The sequence below is a fragment of the Methanoculleus sp. UBA208 genome, assembly GCF_002498065.1.
In the GTDB taxonomy this organism is placed as follows: Archaea; Halobacteriota; Methanomicrobia; order Methanomicrobiales; family Methanoculleaceae; genus Methanoculleus.
Genome location: NZ_DAFZ01000109.1, coordinates 1 through 18,493 on the forward strand (window position 1 = coordinate 1; position 18,493 = coordinate 18,493).

The following is an 18,493-nucleotide window of genomic DNA, read 5'->3' on the forward strand; positions in this document are numbered from 1 at the left end:
CTCCCCGTCAGCCCCTCCCCCATGGCGATACTCCCACGGTCCACTGTACTGGGATTTTTCAGCGTCCTAACTGTCTTGTAAATTGTGATTCACACTCGCCACTGTCCACGCATCGACACGCTTTCGAGCCCCTCTGCAAGAACCCAACCCCCTCACCACAACCCCGTCACCGCCCCCGGCGCCAGCACCGCGATCACCAGCAGGATGATCGGCTGGTGCAGGAAGTAGATGACGAGCGAGTGCCGGCCCAGGAACTCGAGCGGCCGGGCAAACGCCGGTTTCGCAACCGGGATCGAGAAATTCCGCCGTCCGTCCGGGTAGAAGAGATGTCCGCAGGCCATGCCGACGAGGACGAGGCCGAACCAGGGGAGGAGCGGCACGTAATCGAGGCTCGTGAAAGACTCCGGCCGGATGCCGATCCAGAGGAGCGGCCAGGGGCCCGTGATGAGGCTGGTGGCGTAGCCCGCGATGAGGCAGGCGATGCTCGTGATGAGGAGTTTTTCCGTATCGAACCGGAAGAAGAGCGGTGCGAGCAGGATCGCGATGCCGATGAAGTGCAGGATGCCGAAGACGACGTAGACGGACGGCAAAAAAAGCCAGGTGACGGCGGTGATGACAAGGCCGTAGCCGAATATGGTAAGGCCGCGCCGGACGTATTTGAGCGCGAGAGCCCGTCCGGCGAGCCGCTCTGAAGTCCGGGCGTAGCTGATGGTGAAGGAGATCCCGACGAGGAAGATGAACGTCGATGCGGTCAGGTAGGCGAGCATCCGCAGGAACCCGCCGGAGACGTCGAGCGGCAGGACGCCGAAGAAGTTGAGGTCGAAGGCCGAGTGGAAGAGGATCATCGTCACGACGGCGATCCCCCGGGCGAGATCGATCTCCCAGTAACGCTCTCCTGGCATGGTTTCCGCCGTCAGAAGAACCTTCTCCGGACGGGAGCGCCACAGGAGGGACAGGTCTTCGTATCGGTTATCTCCCTCTCCTGCTCCTCGGTGGGCTCGTTGTACATCCGGGAGAAGCCGCACTGCCGGCTGCACTCGAGCATGACGAACGGGCTACAGATCCGGCCCATGTCCCCTCACCCCGCCTTCCTGCTGTAAGCGTATCATGGCTTGCCTACAGTTTCATGGAGGGTTTATCTGATAAGCGTTTACCCGGGGCCGGGAGGGGCACCATTATTCCCCTGCCCGTCCAATTCTCTTTCATGAGCGACCGTGACGAACATATCATAGAGGCCGCCGGGAAATGCCGGGTCGTGGTCCGGAACGGCCGGGTGGTCGAGGTCGGGACGCCGCAGATCGAGGACTGCCCGCTGGCACGCCGGTTCGCCTGTCCGGTTGAGGCGATGACGCCGGAGGCGATACGCGAAAACATCGAGTCGCGGATCCGGTCCTTCGGGATGTGCACGCCGGAGCGTGAAGTCCTTGCCGGCCCGGACTTCGTCCTCTTCGGGGCGTCGGAACTCCTGAGCAGCGCCGTCCGCCGGGGGGAACTCGACGCCGCGGTGATCGCCTCCGACGGGGCCGGGACGCTGGTCGCGACGAACCCCGCCCTCATCCAGGGGATCGGCGGCCGGATGTCGGGGCTCGTGAAGACGAGTCCGATCCCCGGGGTGATCGAACGGATCGAGGAGAACGGGGGCGTCGTCCTCGACCCGGCGACCGCCGCCATCGACCAGGCCGCCGGTGTCGCCCTGGCGGCAAAACTCGGCTGCCGCCGGATCGCCGTGACCACCGCCGTTGCCGCCGAGGCGGCGGCCATCCGGGAGCGGTTCCCCGACGCCGTGATCGTCGCGGTCCACACGACCGGGATCTCGCGTGAGGACGCGGTCCTGATGGCCGGTGCGGCCGACCTGGTCACGGCCTGCGCGTCACGGCACGTCCGGGAGATTGCGGCGAAGACCGCGCTCCTGCAGGCGGGGACGTCTATCCCGGTCTTTGCGATGACCCCGGCGGGAAAGGCGATCATTCTCGGAAAGGTCGGGGAGACCGACCAGCCGGTTATCGTCCATGGGGCACGCCTCCCGGTGCCGGGCTCGCAGTCGCCCTCACCGCTCTGCTGATCGCCGGTTCGTAATGCCCACGTGGCCCGGGAGTTCGGCGAACCCGGCCAGAATGATATCGGCCTCCACATCCGCCGGGCTGCTGTCGCGCCAGTCGCCGTAGGCGGCAAACGCGGTCGTCATCCCGAGGTGCCGCCCGGGAGCGATGTCGCGTACAAGGCTGTCGCCCACCATCATCCCTTTTTCCGGAGCCGTATCGAGCCGCCGGAGGGCGTAGAGGAGGGAGTCCGGCTCCGGTTTCCGCTTTCCCGAGACCTCGGGGGTCACCACGGCCTCGAAGTAATCGATGAGCCCGGTCTTATCGAGCCGCCGGCGTGCCTGGAACCGCTCCGCGTCGGTGACTACCGCGAGAGAGATCCCGGCGTCCTGCAGGCACCGGAGCGTCTCCTCGACGCCCGGGTACGCCTCGACCAGGTCGAGTTTCACGTCCTCGTAGGTGCGGCAGCAGACCTCGAACGCACCGGGCTCGTACACCCCGAGTTCCTCGAGGTAATCGCGTATATTCCTGTGATCCTCAAACCCGTGAATGCCCCGGAGAAACTGCGAGAAAAGCGCTTCGGATTCGCCCGTCCCGAGGTAATCGACCACGCACCGGCACGCCTCCCGCTTCGCTCCGACAAGGTCAAAGAGGGTGTTGTCCATGTCGCAGAGGACCGCCTCTATCGTTTTATACCGAGTGCCGCAAGTCTTCTGCATATCTCCAGTTCCCTCGTGAACGCATGGTACGTCTCATCGTCCCGGAAACGCACCTTCAGTTCGTCGAGATCGTTGCCCTTCCCGCCGTACTCCCCGAAGAGGGTGAATCCGTTGCAGCCTATAAACCCGAAGACGGCGGCGAGGTTGAAGAGCAGCCGCCGGAATGCCGGCGCCGTGCAGGTCGTTGCCTCCAGTCTATATGGGCGGTCGAAGTAGAAGTACTCGAGCCCCTCGGCCATGCAGAGGTCCGCCATGTAGATGTCGGCGGTCAGGAGGACAGGGAGGGCATACCGCTCCTCTTCGAACTTCCGGAGCGCCCGCACAATGTTGCGGTCGTTCTCCTCCGAAAGGTGCGTGTGCGGGTCCGGCGACGCTATCTCCGTCGCCCGGTCGCGGACGGAGCGATACTCCTTCAGCGCGAGGTATGCGGCTTTCCGGGACCGCTTCATCCGCTTGTTCTCGAGTTCAGCAATGTATTCCCGGCAGTCGGGTGCCTGCGCCGTCATCTCCTCGATCATCTTTGCCGGGTACTTGCGGTTGATGGCATATGCGATCTCGTCCCGGACGGTATCGACGATCAGGTAGGAGGCGTGATCGATCCCGGGGTTGTTCGATGCGAACCCGTGGTAGAAGAGGTTCGTGTCCAGGCCGAAGAAGACGGCCTTCTTGAGCTGCCTGTAGGATGCGAGCATCGCATCGAAGGCGGCCTGATTCACGTAACGGGCGATCCCGCTTGCAAACATGCACTCCTGGAGATCGGCGTAGGAAGGAAGTTCCGCGGAGACCGGCTCGTATTCGGTGAGCCAGTCCCGGAAGGTCTGGCGCGTTGCAGGCAGTTCGAGCCGAAAACCGGTCCCTTCGGGGCGTGCGACCAGGATATCTCCCTCGTAGAGCGGGTACGAGACGCGGACCTCATCGAGGCTGTTGATGAGGATCTGCAGCTCGTTCTCCCTGATGACCGCATCGTTCATTCCCTCGCCCCCGCATCCTCCATGATATCCCGGATCCTCTGGACCTGGTGCGGGATCATCATATACGGCTTTGCGACGTCGTCGGTGTTCTGCATGGCGAGGTAATAGATGTGCCGGATATCGAGCCCCGCGAGCGAGACCGCGATGAGCGCCCCTGCGACCGTGACCTTCCTGCCCGAGGTGATGTCGATCGCCACGCAAAAACCCTGCCGGATAAGGTCTTGGGCAAGCGAACGGATTGTCTGTCCGGCCCGGACAAAGTCCGCTTCGGGCAGAATCTCCACCCCGATTGCGGGAACGAACCCGTACCCCTCCGAGACGATTCCAATCGCCTCGGCGGCGGTCGATGCTTCCTGTGCATAGGGTTCTTCGGTGACGATAGAGACCCGTTCGGGGCGCAACCCCTTCTCCCGCAGGACTGCATGATAAGCGTTGACGAGCGCCCATGTTGAGCGTCCGAGAAGTGTTATGTAGGCATCGCCGGAGGCGGGTGTCACGGAGTGAATCACTGCTCAAGACTCACCCTGCTCCTATATAGGCTTTGTCGGAGCCCCTCTCCCTGGAGCGCAACCAACGGCGGATGATCCGGGCTACATTATCTGTTATTTTTTGATTATTTGCTCTGTATTTGCTTCACTGGGGGCCACGTCCGGCATCTTGCCGAAATATGGCGGGATTTTACTCCCGGCGTTCTGAGAATACGCCTTTAGCGCGAAAGAAATCGCAAAATCTCGCAAGATATTTGGTAAATCTTTTATGATCGATATCCCCATAGTGGTATGGAAGAGCGCGAAATTACTCGGAGAGATATAACCCATGCAGACGAGAAAAACGAGATTGCAGACACCGGCCGAGATCTGGGGACTGGCGGACCCGGAGCAACCGATGAAGGCCCGGCAGGATGCCATTGATGACGGTGATCTGATCGAGATCACCCGGATGGGGAGGGATATGGGTATCACCTATCCCCTCGCGGTCTCGGCACGGGCCGCTCAGAGTATGGTGCCGTTCACGAACATCCCGCAGGAGACCGTTACGGAGAATCTGTGGGACACCCTTCATGCGTTCCGGGATAAAGCCCGTACGACGACCGAAGAGGAGTTCGAGTTCCAGGTCAGCCTCTACCAGAACGGCCTCGTCCCCACCCTCACCTTCAAGGCCGCGGTCTCCCCGGGGGACGACGGCGAACCGGTCATCACCATCATGATGCCGGACGAGGACTGGGAGACGATCGGGTGCGGCCACCGCCACAGCGCAGGCGACGCGATGCTCACCGTCGAAGACGTTGCCTCGACCCTGAACTTCACCCCCGGCCGGATCCGGGAGTTCATCCGGGAAGAGCGGATCCCGGCAGTCAAGTGCGGAGGGTCCTGGCGGATCAAGCGCTCGGAGCTCAACCGCATCATGAGCGAAGGGTTCTGATCGGCCGCTCCGGGTCGGCCAGGAGATGAGGGTTAATACGGCAGAGGAGCAAATCTCCTCCGGATGCTGCTGCCCGTGCCGATACCGCCCGTCTGGATATTACTTGGGTGATCAGTCTCACCGTTGCGACGTGTGCGGGAGCCGCGGTCGTCAGGCGGTATCCGGGGTACGGGTTTGCCACCCTCACCTGCCTGTATATCATCGACCCTGGCGCCTCATAGATCATCGCGGCCCGGCTCATTGAGTTCGATATCGGCATCGCCACGTTCGTCGCCCCTGCTTCTGTCTTCATCTACCCGTTCGCCGCACAGGCGATCGATATGATCAACGAGGTCTACGGGAGATCGATGACCCGTGTCGCCATCGCCATTGCCCTCCTCTCGCAGATCCTTCTCGCCATCCTCATCGCCATGACGAATTCCCTGCATCTTCGTGAGCATCGCCTTCTTCACCGCCGGTATTCCCCTCCTTCCCCTGATCGCCGGTCAGATCGTCAGCAAGGGCATCATCGGAGTTCTCGATGCCCCCTGGTACAAGCGTTACCTGGGGAGGGCGGGAGACGACCTCCCGGAATAGGTGTTACTTAAATATTATCTTATTGATGTGACACGGAAAACAAACATATTTAATTTTTAGATGTAGAGTTCTCATGATGTGTGCCGAGGCCTCACGAGCATTCTCAAATTGCCTTTGCGCCGGTCCTGTGGCGGGGGTCGGCGTTCTGGCAACAAAACAGACGAATCGTGGGGATGGGCGCGTGCCCGGGCCCGGTGGTGGTTATGCACCTTCTCCGGCATCGTGTGCCCTGATGGGTGCGACCTTCGGGATCATGTGCCTTCTTTTTCTCCTTCTGCCCGGTGCAGGGGTGCCGGGTATGCCTACGGCTGAAGCCGTATGCCCCATCGTGGCCCTGCCCGGGCTCTTTGGGCCGAACGGTTCTTCTTTCCTAAGGCACTGGATAAGGAGAAACACCGATAAGAGCGGCAAGAAGGACAGCCCGGAAGGCCGTGCCCCGGATCCGGCTCTTTCCTCGTCCGATGCGCCCGCTGAGCCACCCCTGAGCAGGCGTGCGCCGGCTGATGACGGGACGAGCGTCTTTGAGAGACTCGAGATGATCCCCGATGCCCTCCGGCAATTCGACGATCTCGTCACACCGGACGGGGCGAGTACAGCCTTCCCCTCCGGCGACCCGGAGGCGGCCGGCCCCCTCCCGTCTCGCTCTTCCCCGGACAGGGCAATCAAAGCCCTTCCCCCTGATGAGCCGGGGGAAGCCTCTCCGCCGGAAACCCGGGATGACGCCCTCCCCGGCGCTCCGGACGAACTTCCGCAGTTCTCTCCTGACGGCCTGCCTGCCCCGCGTCCCGGTTTCCTCACCGAGGACGAACTCATGGAGATGTTCGGGTTCGACGACGGGGTCGTCGAATTGCCGGAGGACGGGCCGGCGGTTGTCGCCTGCACTCCCGCTCCTGTCCGTGAAGGTGCCGTGGACGAGGAGCGTCCGATGGAGTCGCTCATCGACGACCTCGGCAGCGACGATGCCGGGGTCCGCGGACGTGCCGTGGATGCCGTCGCAGAGCGTGGAGCCGACGCCGTCACGCCCCTGATCCGGGCCCTCGCCCGTGCGGACGACGGGAGACGGTGGTGCATCGCCGAAGCCCTTGCACTGATCGGCAAAGATTCAATCCCGGCACTGATCGCTGCGCTCGGGGACGATTCGACGCAGATCGGGGCGGCTGCCACGCTCGTGCGTATCGGGGGGCCCGCCGTGCCGCCCCTCGTCGAAGCGCTCGCCGGCGATGACGGCGAAGTGCAGTTCGGCGCTCTTTACGCGCTCCGGGAGATCGGCGACGCGGCGATCCCCTCCCTTGTCAGGGCTCTTGATGCGCCCGAAGGGAGTATCCGGAGGTCTGCCGCTTCCGTTCTCCGGGATCTCGGGTGGAAAGCGCCCGATGATGCCGGAGCGATCCGCTACCTCGTTGCCAGCGAAGCGTGGCTTGATGTCGCGGATTACGGTGAGGCCGCGGTCGGCCCCCTGATTCGCATCCTGAAGTCCCAGGACAGGAAAGTACGCTGGAATGCCGCCCGGACCCTCGGGGAGATCGGCGAGGCCGCAGTCGGCCCCCTGGTCGAGCTCCTGCATGAAGCAGACGATGAAGTCCGGCCGCTGGCGGCCATGGCACTCGCGGAGATTGGCCTTCCCGCTGTCGATCCGCTCATCCGGCTGCTCTGTGCCCCCCCTCTTCGCAGCACGGCGGCGACGACCCTGGTCCGGATCGGGGAGCCGGCTGCGGAGGCATGCATCCGGGGTCTGGACAGCCCGGACGAGGAGGCGCAGGAAGCGCTCCGGGAAGTCCTCGGTGCGCTCGGGGAAGCGGCGGTCCCGTCCCTGATCCAGGCGTTGACGTCCGATCGCTCCCTGATCCGGTCCCGGATCGCCGCTATCCTGGGTGAGACGGGCTGGGAGCCCTGGAGCGACGCCGAGCGGGCATGGTACCTGATCGCCCGGGAAGAGTGGATGGAACTTGCCCTGATGGGCGCGCCGGCCGTCGATCCCCTGATCCGGACACTCAACGGCGACGACGACCGCATACGCTGCGAGGCTGCGGCGACACTCGGCGAGATCGGCGATCCGGCGGCCGTAGGGCCGCTCGTGGATGCCCTCGCCGACGACGCTGTCGCTCCGGTGGCGGCGGATGCGCTCGTTGCCGTCGGGGAGCCGGCCGTGGTCCCTGTCCTTGCGCTGCTCGAAGGTGAAGCCGGGGCCGCCCGGGAGAACGCCGTCGAGGTTCTGGGCAGGCTCGGGGCGTCCGAGGCGATCCCGGCCGTCATCGAACTCGTCAGGAGCGGCGGTGACCGCCTGCACCGAAAAGCCGTCGACGCCCTGGTCGGCATCGGTGCGCCTGCGATAGATGCCCTCATCCCCCTCCTCGGCGAGGACGGCGACGGACATGCGGGAGCGGCGGCTGCACTCACCGGGATCGGTGATCCGGCACTCGCACCGCTTGCCGAAGCGCTCGGCGACGAGAACTCGCGGGTCCGCCTGGGGGCCGCCAGGGTCCTCGAGAGGCTTGGGTGGGTTCCCACGGGAGTGGAGGAGCAGGCGGTTTACCTGATCGCGTTGCAGCGGTGGCCGGAGGTCGTGGACCTCGGTGCCCCCGCCGTCGACCTCCTGGTGGCACGGCTCGGCGATCCGGATACGGGGGTGCAGGCCGGGGCGACGGAGTCGCTGGCCTGCCTCGGTGCTCCTGCGGTCCCCTCCCTGATCCGCCTGCTCGGCAGAAAGAATCTCCGCGGGCCGGCGGAAGAGACGCTGGTGCGGATCGGGGAAGCGGCAGTGGAACCCCTGATCCAGGGCCTGGACAGGGTCCGGCTCCGCAAGACGGCCGCCGGGGTGCTGGGCCGGATCGGGCGGCCTGCCGCCGGTCCGCTCGTCCCGGTTCTCGGGCGCCCGGATATCGGGCAGACTGCAGCCGGGATCCTCGAGGCGATGGGAGAGGCTTCCCTTGATGCGCTGGTCGAGGCGCTCGGGGACGATGACGCCGTGGTCCGGCAGCGGGCCGGGGACGTGTTCGCCAGCCTCGGGGATGCGGCCGTCGCCTCGCTCATCGGGGCGCTGGGGCACCAGAACGATCTCATCCGCCTGGGGGCGATCGATACGCTCACCCGGGCCGGCGGACCGGCCGTCGCCGATCTTACGGGGGCGCTTTTAGACGAGCGGTACCTCGTGCGGCTGGGTGCGGCGGAGGTCCTCGGGAGAGCCGGATGGGTGCCGGAGACGGAAGGCGAGACGGTCTGCTACCTGATTGCAAAGGAGCAATGGGCTTCCGTTGCCGAGATTGGGGCCGGTGCCGTGGAACCGCTGATCCGGACGCTCAACGACCCCGACAGCGCGATCCAGATGGGCGCGGCACGGGCGCTCGGTATGATCGGGGCGCCTGCGGTCAGGAGGCTGATTCATGAACTCCGCGCCGAACAGGACGGCGGGCAGAGAAAAGCGGTCGAAGCGCTCAAGATGATCGGGGAGCCGGCGGTTGTACCGCTCATCGACGCTCTCCAGGATCCCGACTGGCATATCCGCCTCGGGGCGGCCCGGGCGCTTGTCGGCATCGGGGACCCCGCCGTCGAGCCGCTGGTCCGGGCCCTCCGCGGCGCTCCCCCGGCGGTCCGGATGGGAGCGGCGGCGACGCTCGGCAAGATCGGGAACCCGGCGGCCATCGAGCCGCTTACGGGCGCGCTCCTGCATGATGACTGGCGCCTGGGACGTGTCGTGGTGCGGGCGCTCGGCATGATGGGCGAGGCGGCGGTCGAACCGCTTCTCTCCGTTCTGCGGGAAGGGAACGATACGGCCCGGAAGGGTGCGGTGACGGCTCTCGTGCTGATCGGGGAGCCGGCGGCCCGGCTGCTCCCCGGTGCGCTCACCGACGGGCATTTCCGTGTCCGTGCCGGGGCTGCGGACGCCCTCGACCGCCTGGACTGGTCGCCTGGGGAGGGGGAAGAGACGATCGACTACCTGATTGCGAAGGAACGGTGGGGCGATCTGATCCCGATGGGCCCGCCTGCGATCGAACCGCTGCTCCGGGTGCTCGACGACCGGGACGACAGTATCCGGCGGCGGGCGGCGAGGGCTCTTGGGGAGATGCGCGATCCGCGGGCGGTCCCGGCGCTGATGGACCTTCTCCACGACGACTACTACAGCGTCAGGCGGGAGGCTGCGGCGGCGCTCGTCTCCATAGGCGCCCCGGCGGCGGAGCCGGTCGTATCCGCACTCGGCGACCCGGACGGCGACATCCGGAAGCGTGCGGCGGATGTGCTCTCTGAGATCGGGGATGCACGGGCGATCGGGCCCCTCGAGGCTCTCTTCGACGATGAGGACTGGTACGCCCGGAGGGCCGCCGAGAGCGCGGTGGAGAGGATCCGGGAACGGGCCGGGAAGAACGCAGACTCATAGACCATCTCCACCGGTTCAAGTCTCTTCCTGTTATCCCCTGTGCCTCCGGCCGGCGATTCCCAGAAAGGATAGAGGGAGATCGGAACCCTGCTTACTTCTCGACGTCGATTCCCGAGATGTACGCCACGCCCAGTTTCGCCCGCCTTATCCGGGTGCTTTCCTTGAGGTGCCGCATATCGACAAACTCGCCCTCGGTCACGATCTTTTCGATCTGCCGGGAGAGATCGAGCGTTGCATCCCACGGCACCCCCCGGAAGACGACGCCGTGGTTGTGGAGCTGCACCCGCTCCCCTCCCGCATGGGCCGGGTCGATGAGGGCTGCGATCTGTTCGCCGCTGCACGCCGAGCAGTCGATCCCGAACCCGAAGCCGACCATCGTGTCGCCCTGGTACTTCGGCTCGTCGTCTACCGCGAACCACTCCGCCACGTTCTCTTCTGCGTTGATGGGAAGGCCGTTTTCAGGGGTGGATGCGGCGATGGGGGACTTTTTCACCCCGGAACTGCAGACCCCGTCGACGACGGCCCACATGGCAACGGCGGCGATGCCGGAGAAGTCGCGCCTCTGCTCCCGGGCAACGTCGAAGATCGTGCGGTACAATTCGGAGAGCGTAATGCTGCCCCCATCCCCGGCGTCGACGGTGACGATCTCATGAAACGGCCCGTCCAGCGCTACATTATACCCGGAGTAGACGTAGAGTTCCCCGGTATCCTTCACCGGCGTGAAGAAGTCCGGCGTCTCGTTCCCGTCCGTCGGCAGCCATACCACCGAGCCGTGCAGCGTGATCATCTCCCCGAGGAGCGGGAGCGTGTCCGCAACGCCTTCCCCGAGCGCCCCGAGCCCGAGCGAGTACCGGAGAGCCGAGAACGGTATTGCACGGATATCTTCCTCCGTCAGGCGGGCGTGCAGCACCCTATCCAGGCTGCCGGTGACGCGGAGCGACGATCCCTTTGTGGAGACCTGTTCGACGGTGTAGGCAACGCCGTTCCTGACGACCGGAGTCCGGGCAAGTTCGCTGATGACCGAGAGGCTGTCCTGCGGCCTTCTGCAGGAGGCGACGGCCTCCTCGACCCCGGGATAGAGGGAGAATATCGGTGTCACCCCGGCCATATCGAGGACGCTCTTCGGGTACTCCTGCATTCCGGCAAGGGCCAGGATGCCGCTGCGTTCTTTTAACTGTTTCTTGACGGCGATGAGAACCCGGATGCCCGCGCTGCTCAGGTAGTTCAGCCCTGCGAGGTCGAAGACGACCGACCGGTCGTCGTCCTGCAGCGACGCCTGCACGGCATCGGAGAGCTGTCCTGCACCGTACCCGTCAAGCCTTCCGCGAATCACAATCGTCAGAATTCCGTCTCTTCTCTCGGTCTGCAGTTCCATGTATATCCCGTACAGGTATCGGGCTGTTGACGGTTAATTTTTCTCAAAACTGCTTTGCCGTCGGCGTGCCGTGCCGTGGCGGACTCCATTGGGCGCACAAACTTCGTAACCATTATCTCTCCGGTTATGTGATCCTCCTATGATCCACCGTGAAACCCAACAGAGCCTTAATAATCATGATCACTCTTTCCATCACAGTTTTTTTGTCGTTTCTGCAGGCTGTACCTCGACCGGTCAGCAATCGCCGGCATCACCTCCCGCCACTGCGGTTGCCGCACCTGCCGCCGAATGCCCGGCGCTCGTGTTTGCGGATCGGGAATTTGCTTTCGAGCTTCAGCGGACACTTGGCGCCTCGTATTCGGGAGAGGCCGATATCGGCGAGTGCCTTGCCACTGCGTCCAGGATCAAAGAAGGAGACTTTGAAAGCTGGTACAGCGAATGGAACAGGACCGCGGACAACTTCAGGACAGCGGGTGACGAGAGTCTCGCAGCCGGACACAGGGTTACCGCAATGGAAGCATACTGCCGGGCCGCAACGTATTACCGCACGGCCGAGTTCTTCCTGCACGGCAACCCCGCCGATCCCCGCATCGTGGAGACATGGGAAAAGAGCCGGGATGCATTCCGCGATGCGCTCTCACTCGACGTCGTCCCGTACGAGATTGTCGCCATCCCGTACGAGAATACCACGCTGCCGGGTTACTTCTATATGGTCGACGACTCCGGCAAACCCCGGCCGCTGGTCATCGTCCAGACCGGCTTTGACGGGTGCCAGGAAGAACTCCATCCGTATGCAATGGAGGGGATCAAACGCGGATACAACGTCCTGACGTTCGAAGGGCCGGGCCAGGGCGAAGTGATACGGGTCCGGCATATCCCGTTCCGCCACGACTGGGAGAACGTGATCGGACCGGTCGTGGACTATGCGGTGAGCCGGCCCGACGTCGACGAAGACCGGGTTGCACTCCGGGGGATCTCGCTCGGGGGCTACCTCGCCCCCCGCGGTGCCGCATACGAGCCCCGGATCACGGCGCTAATCGCGGATGGAGGCACTTACGATGTCGGACTAACTCTCCTCGCGAACCTGCAGGAAGGCGGGGGAGCGAACCTGACGGAAGTTGAGCTGCAGGAGTGGCTGCAGACGGATCCGGTTGAGTTCAACGACGCCATCCGCGACGCCATGGCACACGATACCGGTATGCGCTGGCTGAACGAGAACGGGATGTACGTCTTTAATGCCGGTTCGCCGGCCCAGTTCTGGGCGAAATGGATGGATTTTTCACTTGTCGGAATTGCCGAAGAGATACGGTGCCCCACGCTGGTCTGTGCCGGTGCGGCCGACCACTTCGACCCGGACGGGACCCAGGCACAGGCACTCTACGACCACCTCACCTGCGAGCGGGAACTTATGGTGTTCTCCGACGACTACGGTGCCGGGTCGCACTGCCAGCTCGGGGCGTTCGCGCAATCGTTTGCCGCCAAGTTCGACTGGCTCGACGATAAGATGGGAATGAGCAAATAATGGGGTCGGTTTTCGGAGTCTCCCGGCATCTACCAGCGAACACGGTATCCGGCTTTTTTGAGAATATCGATGAGGGCGTCATCCCATTCGGTGCCGGAGAGCCCGCTCAACGTCGGTTGCACCTGTTCCCAGAGCCGGCTGAGTTCGTCATTGTCCGGGAGGAACGTTGTCTGGTACATCACGCGTCCGGCCCGCTTCCCCTGTGAATCGAGGATGAGAAGACGCCAGCAGCAGTAATCGCGGCAGATGTCGGGGCGTGTCAGGTGAACCGTACACCACGCCTTTCCCGTCTTCCCGTCGAATCTCAGAAAGGGGCATGCGTCCGGCAGTTCCGCGATGCTGCTCTCATCCTCGAAGAGGGCGATCTTGTCCGGGTCGACCCGCACCTCCTTCACGTCCCCACTATAGGCATTGTGCACGACAAAGGTGTAGTTGCCGCGCTCTTCGACTACTGTGTGGACGTTTCGCATGTTGCTGCAGCAGCTGCCGCACTGGCAGCACTTACAGGCGATCGTGACCCCCTCCCCAAACTCCGGGCGATTGGTGTATCGGCATGCTCATTATCCGGTATTTCTCATCGGGGTCATGAAATACCTGCCGAAGAACGTCCTGGATCGCATCTGCAGCCGGGCAGTTCCGGAGCCGTCGGAGCAACCCGGGCTTTGGCAGGTTGCCTGGTTCTCGGAAAGAAGAAAAATTCTTTTCGGAAGGATCCATAGCCTGGCGCCTTTGGCTATCCTGACCGTCCTGGCACTGAACCCCCCTCGATCCGGTTCGGAAGAGTCGAAACTGACCTCTGGCTCACGGTTTGTGTGTATTGAGTAATACACGATCGGATTCTCGAACCGAAGACTGCGCTGCATCAAGAAAGATGCAGCAAACGGGAGCCGTTCCTGCGAAATAGAGATTGGGTCTTGTTATTTCGTGAAAATCGAACCCTGCGTGATTGGCAGGTCTTTCCGTTACAGTTATTATAGCCTGAGTAAATTCACTTGCATACTTTAAACCGGAGTTTCTTTTTCCGATGTCCACATCCCCAGGTACCACGGAGAAGCGAACCAGTCTCACCGGCCGCGACGAGAAGCAGGACAACGCCGCCGAAGTTGAACGACTCATCCGCGAACGGACTGCAGAGATCCGGGAAGAGAATGACGTGCTTCGGCGGGAGAACGCAGAACTCCGCCAGATCGAGATGATCTACGCCTCGGCGCCGGTCGGTCTGTGTCTGCTCGGCACGGATACCCGGTACCTGCATGTCAATCAACGGTTCGCAGAGATGGACGGGTTTTCCGTCGAGGAGCACATCGGCAAGAGAGTCCGCGAGCTGGTGCCGGACCTTGCGGATGCGGCTGAAGAGCTCGCCCGGGCGGTTGTTGCGACGGGGAAACCCGCGCTTGATATTGAGGTACAGGGGGAAACACCGGCACAACCCGGGGAGCAGAGGTACTGGAACGAGTCCTGGCGGCCGGTAACCGATAGTCAGGGGCGCGTCCTCGCGATCAGCATCGTCGCCGAGGACATCACCGAGCGGAAGCGGGCCGAGGAAGCGTTTCAGCGATATGCCAAGAATCTGGGCCTGCTCCACCACGATCTGGAGATATCGAACCGGGAGGCGAACCTCTACCTGGACATCCTTACCCACGATATCGGCAATACCGAGAACGTCTCGAACCTCTACGCCGACCTGCTCATCGAGTCCCTTGACGGAGAGGCAGCCGGATACGCGAAAAAACTGCAGCGCAGCATCCGGAAGAGCATAGAGATCCTGGGCACCGTCTCTACCATCCGCCGGATCCATCGGACAAAAACCGAGCTCAAACCAACCGACCTTGATGCAGCAGTCCGGGGAGTGATGGAAGACTATCGCACGAGTATCTTCCTCTATAACGGGGCAAATTACCAGGTCCAGGCGGACGATCTTCTCCCTGTGGTCTTTGACAACCTTATCGGCAACGCAGTCAAGTTCGGCGGTCCTGACGTCGAGATCGCCATCCGGATTGAAGAGGATGATGGGTTCGTCCAGGTATCTATCGAGGATACCGGTCCCGGTGTCCCGGATGATGATAAAAATGAGATCTTCCACTGTTATGAAATGAAGAAACGGGGCGTCGGCAAGGGACTTGGACTCTATTTGGTGAAGATCCTGGTCGAGCGATACGGCGGGACGATCTGGGCCGAGGACCGGGTGCCGGGCCGCCCGGATGAAGGCGCGGCGTTCAAGTTCACACTGAAACCTGCCTCGCAAACCCGTTGAGCAGGCTAGGCAAACGGTTGATGCCGGCATGATATCCACACCCCAACACCAGAGGGATTCTAACTTGACCTTCGGCTCCCACATTTCTGTCTGTTATCTATAACCCAAAACCCGCATGCGGGATTATAGGTATCTCGAAAAAATGCAACCGATGATCTACGATTGACAGATCAATTGAACGATTTCAGATGGTCCCGAGCCACCGTCTCCGCACCAGCAGAAGGAGAGCCAGATCGGGATCGGTGCCGGCTTTGCGGGACGTCCGCCTCGAGCGTGGTCTCGGGCACGGCCGCCGTCGCCGTGATCCCGGCGCTCACACCGGCTCGTGCCGCTGGAGGAAGTCGCGGATCTTTCTCGATTCCATCCACCCGATGTCCAGCTGCCGTATGATGTCGTTGATCCGGTCGACCTGGTCGCGAATGATATCCATCTCCTTCCCGCCCCCGGAGAGTTCCACCATGCCGAGGATCACCTGCAGGGGCTGGCGGACATGATCCCCGAGGATCGCGAACTGCTCGATGTTCTGCTGGATCTGCTCGTAGGCCTGTCGCCGCATGATGTCCTCCTTCACCTGGGCGGTGATATCCTGGATGAGCACGACGTAGCCGCCCGGGGGCGCCCTCTCCTTCTGCCGTATCCTCGTGATGAGCACCTCCAGGTACCGGGTCCCGGAACGCGACGTGGCGTAGAGGTTCTGCCGTTTCACCAGTTCGAAATCGAACTCCGACGTGTAGTGGACGGTTTCGCCGCTCTTGAGCCGGGCCAGCTCCTGTTTGGGGATGTTGGGGTCTGAAAACAGATTGAAGCCCGCGAGTTCGTCCCGGTCGAGGACGCCGAATATCCTGAGGGCGGCGGGGTTGATGTCGATGAGGTCTCCTGCCGCGTCGTAGTACTCGATTCCGATGGGAGACTCATTAAAAATGCTTCTGAACCGCTCTTCGCTCTCCCGCAGGGCCTCTTCGATCTGTTTACGCTCGGAGATATCCTCCACCATGCTGATGGCACGCAACGGTTTCCCGACGGGATCGCGGATGAACGTGATGGTTAAACGCCCCCAGACGACCCGGCCGTCCTTCCTGATATACCGCTTCTCGAGCTGGACGCCGCGTTCTCTCCCTTCAGCCATCAATTCGTAGAGTGCCAGGGTCGGGGGGAGATCCTCCGGATGCGTGATATCGGTGATGCTCCGGCCGGCAAGCTCCTCCGCGCTGTAGCCCAGCATCCGGTTGAGGGTTGCGTTGCTCCTGACGATAACGCCGTTTTGGTCGGCGATCAGGATCCCGATTCCTGCCTCCTCGAATATCCGCCGGAACCGCTCTTCGCTCTCGCGGAGCTCCTGCTCTACCCGCTTCTGTCCGGATAGGTCCGCCATGTTGAAGACGCGCAGGATGACCCGGCCACGGCTGTCATAGATCGGGACGGCGCTGTAACGGATGTATTTCTGTTCCCGGTTCTCGCGCTTGATGAGGATTGCGTCGTATTCGCGGACGTCTTCGCCACGCATTGCCCTGGACGTCGGCCAGTCCTCCAGCGGCATCGGCCGCCCGTCGGGATAGCGCAGCTCGAACTCCTCCACGTACCTGTCGAGCTCCGCAAACATCCCGGCTTCCGACGAAAAGCCGTGAATCCGCAGTCCTTCCGCGTTCATCGACAGCGTGGTTCCTTCCGGATCGGTGATGCCGATGCCGACGTTGACGTTGTCGATCACGGCTCGCAGCTTGTCACGCTCCAGGAGCAGGGCCTCTTCCACCTTCTTCTGAGCGGTGATATCGTAGACCGTTCCCTGCAGGTGAGCCGGGACTTCCTCAGTGCCGGGGACGTTCTGGATCATCTCGCGGAGCCAGCGGACCTCCCCGTCCTTTCTAATGATCCGGTACTCTCGTTCGGTCGCATAACCGGGGACGGTCCGCACACTCTGTGAGGTCCCGGCGAGGCGCGGGCGATCGTCGGGATGGATTATCCGATACCAGTGCCGTCGATCCCGGAGGAAATCCTCACTTGAATAGCCGGTGATCTCCTCGACCGAGCCATAGATGAAGGTGGGGCCGAATTCGAGGTCGGTCCGGAACGCAATCCCCTGGAAGTTCTGAAGGAAGAGGCGATACCGCTCCTCGCTCTCCCGCAACGCCTCTTCCATCTGTTTTCGCTCCGTGACGTCCCGTGCGATGCCTTCGATGGCGATGAGCAGCCCCTTCTCATCGCGGATGGGGACGTTCTGCGATTCAACCCAGATTACTGTCCCGTCTTTTCGGAGCCATCTGAGCATGAGCGGCCTGTCCGGAGCGAACTCTCCTCGAAAAACCGCTTCCAGGAGCGGCAGATCGTCGGGATGGATAAAACGCAACGCGATCTCCGGATCCGCATAGACCTCTTCGGGGGTATAGCTGGCGATCCGCGTAACGGCCGGGCTGATGTAGGAGAAACGGCGAACGGGCGCAAGCTCGATCCGATAGACGATGTCGCGGGCGTTGCGCAGCATGAGGTTCAGCGTATCCGTGCCCGGCCGGCATTCCTCTTCTGCCCGCTCGACCGCCGTGCCTGAGATGCCGACGATCCTTCCGTCGGCATCCCGGAGCGGCTCCAGCGTCATATCCAGGACGTGCCGCGTGCCGCCGGAGGTGACCGTCACCTCCTGGCGCAGCACCTCCCCGGTCTCCAGCACCCGGCGCTTGAGCGAGGCCAGCCTGCCGGCGTCCTCGGGCCCGAAGAGATCGGCGTCGGTCCGGCCGACCACTTCCGTATCGGAGAGTCCGGACTTCCGGTTGTGCGACCAGATGTAGCGCAGGTCCCTGTCCTGGACAAAGACGACGACCGGGGAGTGGTCGAGGCAGGCCCGGAAGAACCGGGCGGCCGTATCACCGGCGCTGTCGTGGAAACGGAGGATCCTGTACCCGGTCCCTGCATACGTCGCATTCGGGTCATAGACAAGGGAGAACCAGCGAAGGTCCCCGGAGCGCTCCCTGACCCGTATCGGCGACCGCTGGATGCTCCTGTCGTTCTGCAGGTCCCCGGCGACCTCCTGCAGGGATGCCGTATCCGGCGACAGCGGCGTCACGTGCCTGCGTATGAAGTCTGAAGCACTCGCCCCTCTTCCCTCCTCCGGGGTCACGCCCAGGAGAACGGAGAGTGCCCTGTTGAGCCGGACCACCGTCCGGTCCTCATCGAACACAAGGACCCCGTCGGCTTCTCCGTCGAGAGCGGTGAGAAGACGCTGTTCTTCGGTCTGCTGCCTGGAAGTCATTG

The 18,493-nt window shown here is 63.0% G+C and carries 14 protein-coding genes and 1 pseudogene; 7 read left to right on the forward strand and 8 right to left on the reverse strand.

Translation table 11 applies throughout. The features are described 5' to 3' along the window. Positions 1-152: 152 nt before the first annotated feature. Together BRA62_RS11260 and BRA62_RS11265 are read right to left on the reverse strand one after the other, a co-directional pair. The gene (locus BRA62_RS11260) at positions 153-902 is read right to left on the reverse strand and encodes a heparan-alpha-glucosaminide N-acetyltransferase (protein WP_292366665.1); all 750 of its coding nucleotides are present in this window, start codon (positions 900-902) and stop codon (positions 153-155) included. A gap of 11 nt (positions 903-913) precedes the next feature. Continuing rightward, on the reverse strand, positions 914-1,072 hold the full coding sequence (locus BRA62_RS11265) for a hypothetical protein (RefSeq protein ID WP_292366666.1): 159 nt from the start codon (positions 1,070-1,072) through the stop codon (positions 914-916). A 132-nt stretch (positions 1,073-1,204) separates the two neighbouring features. Here BRA62_RS11265 and BRA62_RS11270 point away from each other — a divergent pair, with 132 nt between their 5' ends. Next, positions 1,205-2,062, forward strand: a complete 858-nt coding sequence (locus BRA62_RS11270) for a methanogenesis marker 8 protein (protein ID WP_292366667.1) — start codon at positions 1,205-1,207, stop codon at positions 2,060-2,062. Here BRA62_RS11270 and BRA62_RS11275 read toward each other — a convergent pair. From BRA62_RS11275 to BRA62_RS11285, 3 genes are read right to left on the reverse strand one after another with little or no spacing between them, the layout of a single operon-like run. After that, complete coding sequence (locus BRA62_RS11275) at positions 2,048-2,758, reverse strand: HAD family hydrolase (RefSeq protein ID WP_292366668.1); 711 nt, start codon at positions 2,756-2,758, stop codon at positions 2,048-2,050. The genes BRA62_RS11270 and BRA62_RS11275 overlap by 15 nt on opposite strands. Then, on the reverse strand, positions 2,722-3,729 hold the full coding sequence (locus tag BRA62_RS11280) for a hypothetical protein (protein WP_292366669.1): 1,008 nt from the start codon (positions 3,727-3,729) through the stop codon (positions 2,722-2,724). The genes BRA62_RS11275 and BRA62_RS11280 overlap by 37 nt, the downstream gene beginning before the upstream one ends. Further along, positions 3,726-4,238 carry a hypothetical protein gene (locus BRA62_RS11285; protein ID WP_292366670.1) on the reverse strand — a complete coding sequence of 171 codons (513 nt, stop codon included), beginning with the start codon at positions 4,236-4,238 and terminating at the stop codon, positions 3,726-3,728. Before BRA62_RS11285 ends, BRA62_RS11280 begins: the two co-directional genes overlap by 4 nt. A 307-nt stretch (positions 4,239-4,545) precedes the next feature. On the opposite strand from BRA62_RS11285, the gene BRA62_RS11290 reads away from it, so the two are divergent. From BRA62_RS11290 to BRA62_RS11305, 4 genes and pseudogenes are all read left to right on the forward strand, one after another. Next, positions 4,546-5,151, forward strand: a complete 606-nt coding sequence (locus BRA62_RS11290) for a helix-turn-helix domain-containing protein (RefSeq protein WP_292366671.1) — start codon at positions 4,546-4,548, stop codon at positions 5,149-5,151. A gap of 320 nt (positions 5,152-5,471) precedes the next feature. Continuing rightward, positions 5,472-5,519: pseudogene (locus BRA62_RS11295) on the forward strand (hypothetical protein); the annotation flags it as partial. A 64-nt stretch (positions 5,520-5,583) separates the two neighbouring features. Then, a complete protein-coding gene (locus BRA62_RS11300) occupies positions 5,584-5,727 on the forward strand; it encodes a hypothetical protein (RefSeq protein ID WP_292366764.1) in 144 nt (47 codons plus the stop codon). Positions 5,728-6,025: 298 nt separating this feature from the next. Further along, a complete protein-coding gene (locus tag BRA62_RS11305; RefSeq protein WP_292366672.1) occupies positions 6,026-10,099 on the forward strand; it encodes a HEAT repeat domain-containing protein in 4,074 nt (1,357 codons plus the stop codon). Between the two features lie 91 nt (positions 10,100-10,190). On the opposite strand, the gene BRA62_RS11310 is transcribed toward BRA62_RS11305, so the two are convergent. Then, a complete protein-coding gene (locus BRA62_RS11310) occupies positions 10,191-11,474 on the reverse strand; it encodes an STAS domain-containing protein (RefSeq protein ID WP_292366673.1) in 1,284 nt (427 codons plus the stop codon). A 139-nt stretch (positions 11,475-11,613) separates the two neighbouring features. Between BRA62_RS11310 and BRA62_RS11315 the strand changes: the two genes are divergently transcribed. Next, positions 11,614-12,996, forward strand: coding sequence for an alpha/beta hydrolase (locus BRA62_RS11315; RefSeq protein WP_292366674.1), 1,383 nt, complete (start codon positions 11,614-11,616; stop codon positions 12,994-12,996). 29 nt (positions 12,997-13,025) lie between these two features. Here the strand turns inward: BRA62_RS11315 and BRA62_RS11320 are convergent, their stop codons facing one another. Continuing rightward, positions 13,026-13,466 carry a YkgJ family cysteine cluster protein gene (locus tag BRA62_RS11320; RefSeq protein ID WP_292366675.1) on the reverse strand — a complete coding sequence of 147 codons (441 nt, stop codon included), beginning with the start codon at positions 13,464-13,466 and terminating at the stop codon, positions 13,026-13,028. A gap of 554 nt (positions 13,467-14,020) precedes the next feature. Between BRA62_RS11320 and BRA62_RS11325 the strand changes: the two genes are divergently transcribed. Then, a complete protein-coding gene (locus BRA62_RS11325; protein ID WP_292366676.1) occupies positions 14,021-15,250 on the forward strand; it encodes a PAS domain-containing sensor histidine kinase in 1,230 nt (409 codons plus the stop codon). Positions 15,251-15,563: 313 nt separating this feature from the next. On the opposite strand, the gene BRA62_RS11330 is transcribed toward BRA62_RS11325, so the two are convergent. Further along, a complete protein-coding gene (locus BRA62_RS11330) occupies positions 15,564-18,491 on the reverse strand; it encodes a PAS domain S-box protein (protein ID WP_292366677.1) in 2,928 nt (975 codons plus the stop codon). Positions 18,492-18,493 lie beyond the last annotated feature (2 nt).

What these genes read in the sequence shown, in the direction of transcription:
- BRA62_RS11260 (WP_292366665.1), bottom strand. Translation starts at nt 902, where the DNA reads ATGCCAGGAGAGCGTTACTGGGAGATCGATCTCGCCCGGGGGATCGCC.
- BRA62_RS11265 (WP_292366666.1), bottom strand. Translation starts at nt 1,072, where the DNA reads ATGGGCCGGATCTGTAGCCCGTTCGTCATGCTCGAGTGCAGCCGGCAG.
- BRA62_RS11270 (WP_292366667.1), top strand. Translation starts at nt 1,205, where the DNA reads ATGAGCGACCGTGACGAACATATCATAGAGGCCGCCGGGAAATGCCGG.
- BRA62_RS11275 (WP_292366668.1), bottom strand. Translation starts at nt 2,758, where the DNA reads ATGCAGAAGACTTGCGGCACTCGGTATAAAACGATAGAGGCGGTCCTC.
- BRA62_RS11280 (WP_292366669.1), bottom strand. Translation starts at nt 3,729, where the DNA reads ATGAACGATGCGGTCATCAGGGAGAACGAGCTGCAGATCCTCATCAAC.
- BRA62_RS11290 (WP_292366671.1), top strand. Translation starts at nt 4,546, where the DNA reads ATGCAGACGAGAAAAACGAGATTGCAGACACCGGCCGAGATCTGGGGA.
- BRA62_RS11305 (WP_292366672.1), top strand. Translation starts at nt 6,026, where the DNA reads ATGCCTACGGCTGAAGCCGTATGCCCCATCGTGGCCCTGCCCGGGCTC.
- BRA62_RS11310 (WP_292366673.1), bottom strand. Translation starts at nt 11,474, where the DNA reads ATGGAACTGCAGACCGAGAGAAGAGACGGAATTCTGACGATTGTGATT.
- BRA62_RS11315 (WP_292366674.1), top strand. Translation starts at nt 11,614, where the DNA reads ATGATCCACCGTGAAACCCAACAGAGCCTTAATAATCATGATCACTCT.
- BRA62_RS11320 (WP_292366675.1), bottom strand. Translation starts at nt 13,466, where the DNA reads ATGCGAAACGTCCACACAGTAGTCGAAGAGCGCGGCAACTACACCTTT.
- BRA62_RS11325 (WP_292366676.1), top strand. Translation starts at nt 14,021, where the DNA reads ATGTCCACATCCCCAGGTACCACGGAGAAGCGAACCAGTCTCACCGGC.
- BRA62_RS11330 (WP_292366677.1), bottom strand. Translation starts at nt 18,491, where the DNA reads ATGACTTCCAGGCAGCAGACCGAAGAACAGCGTCTTCTCACCGCTCTC.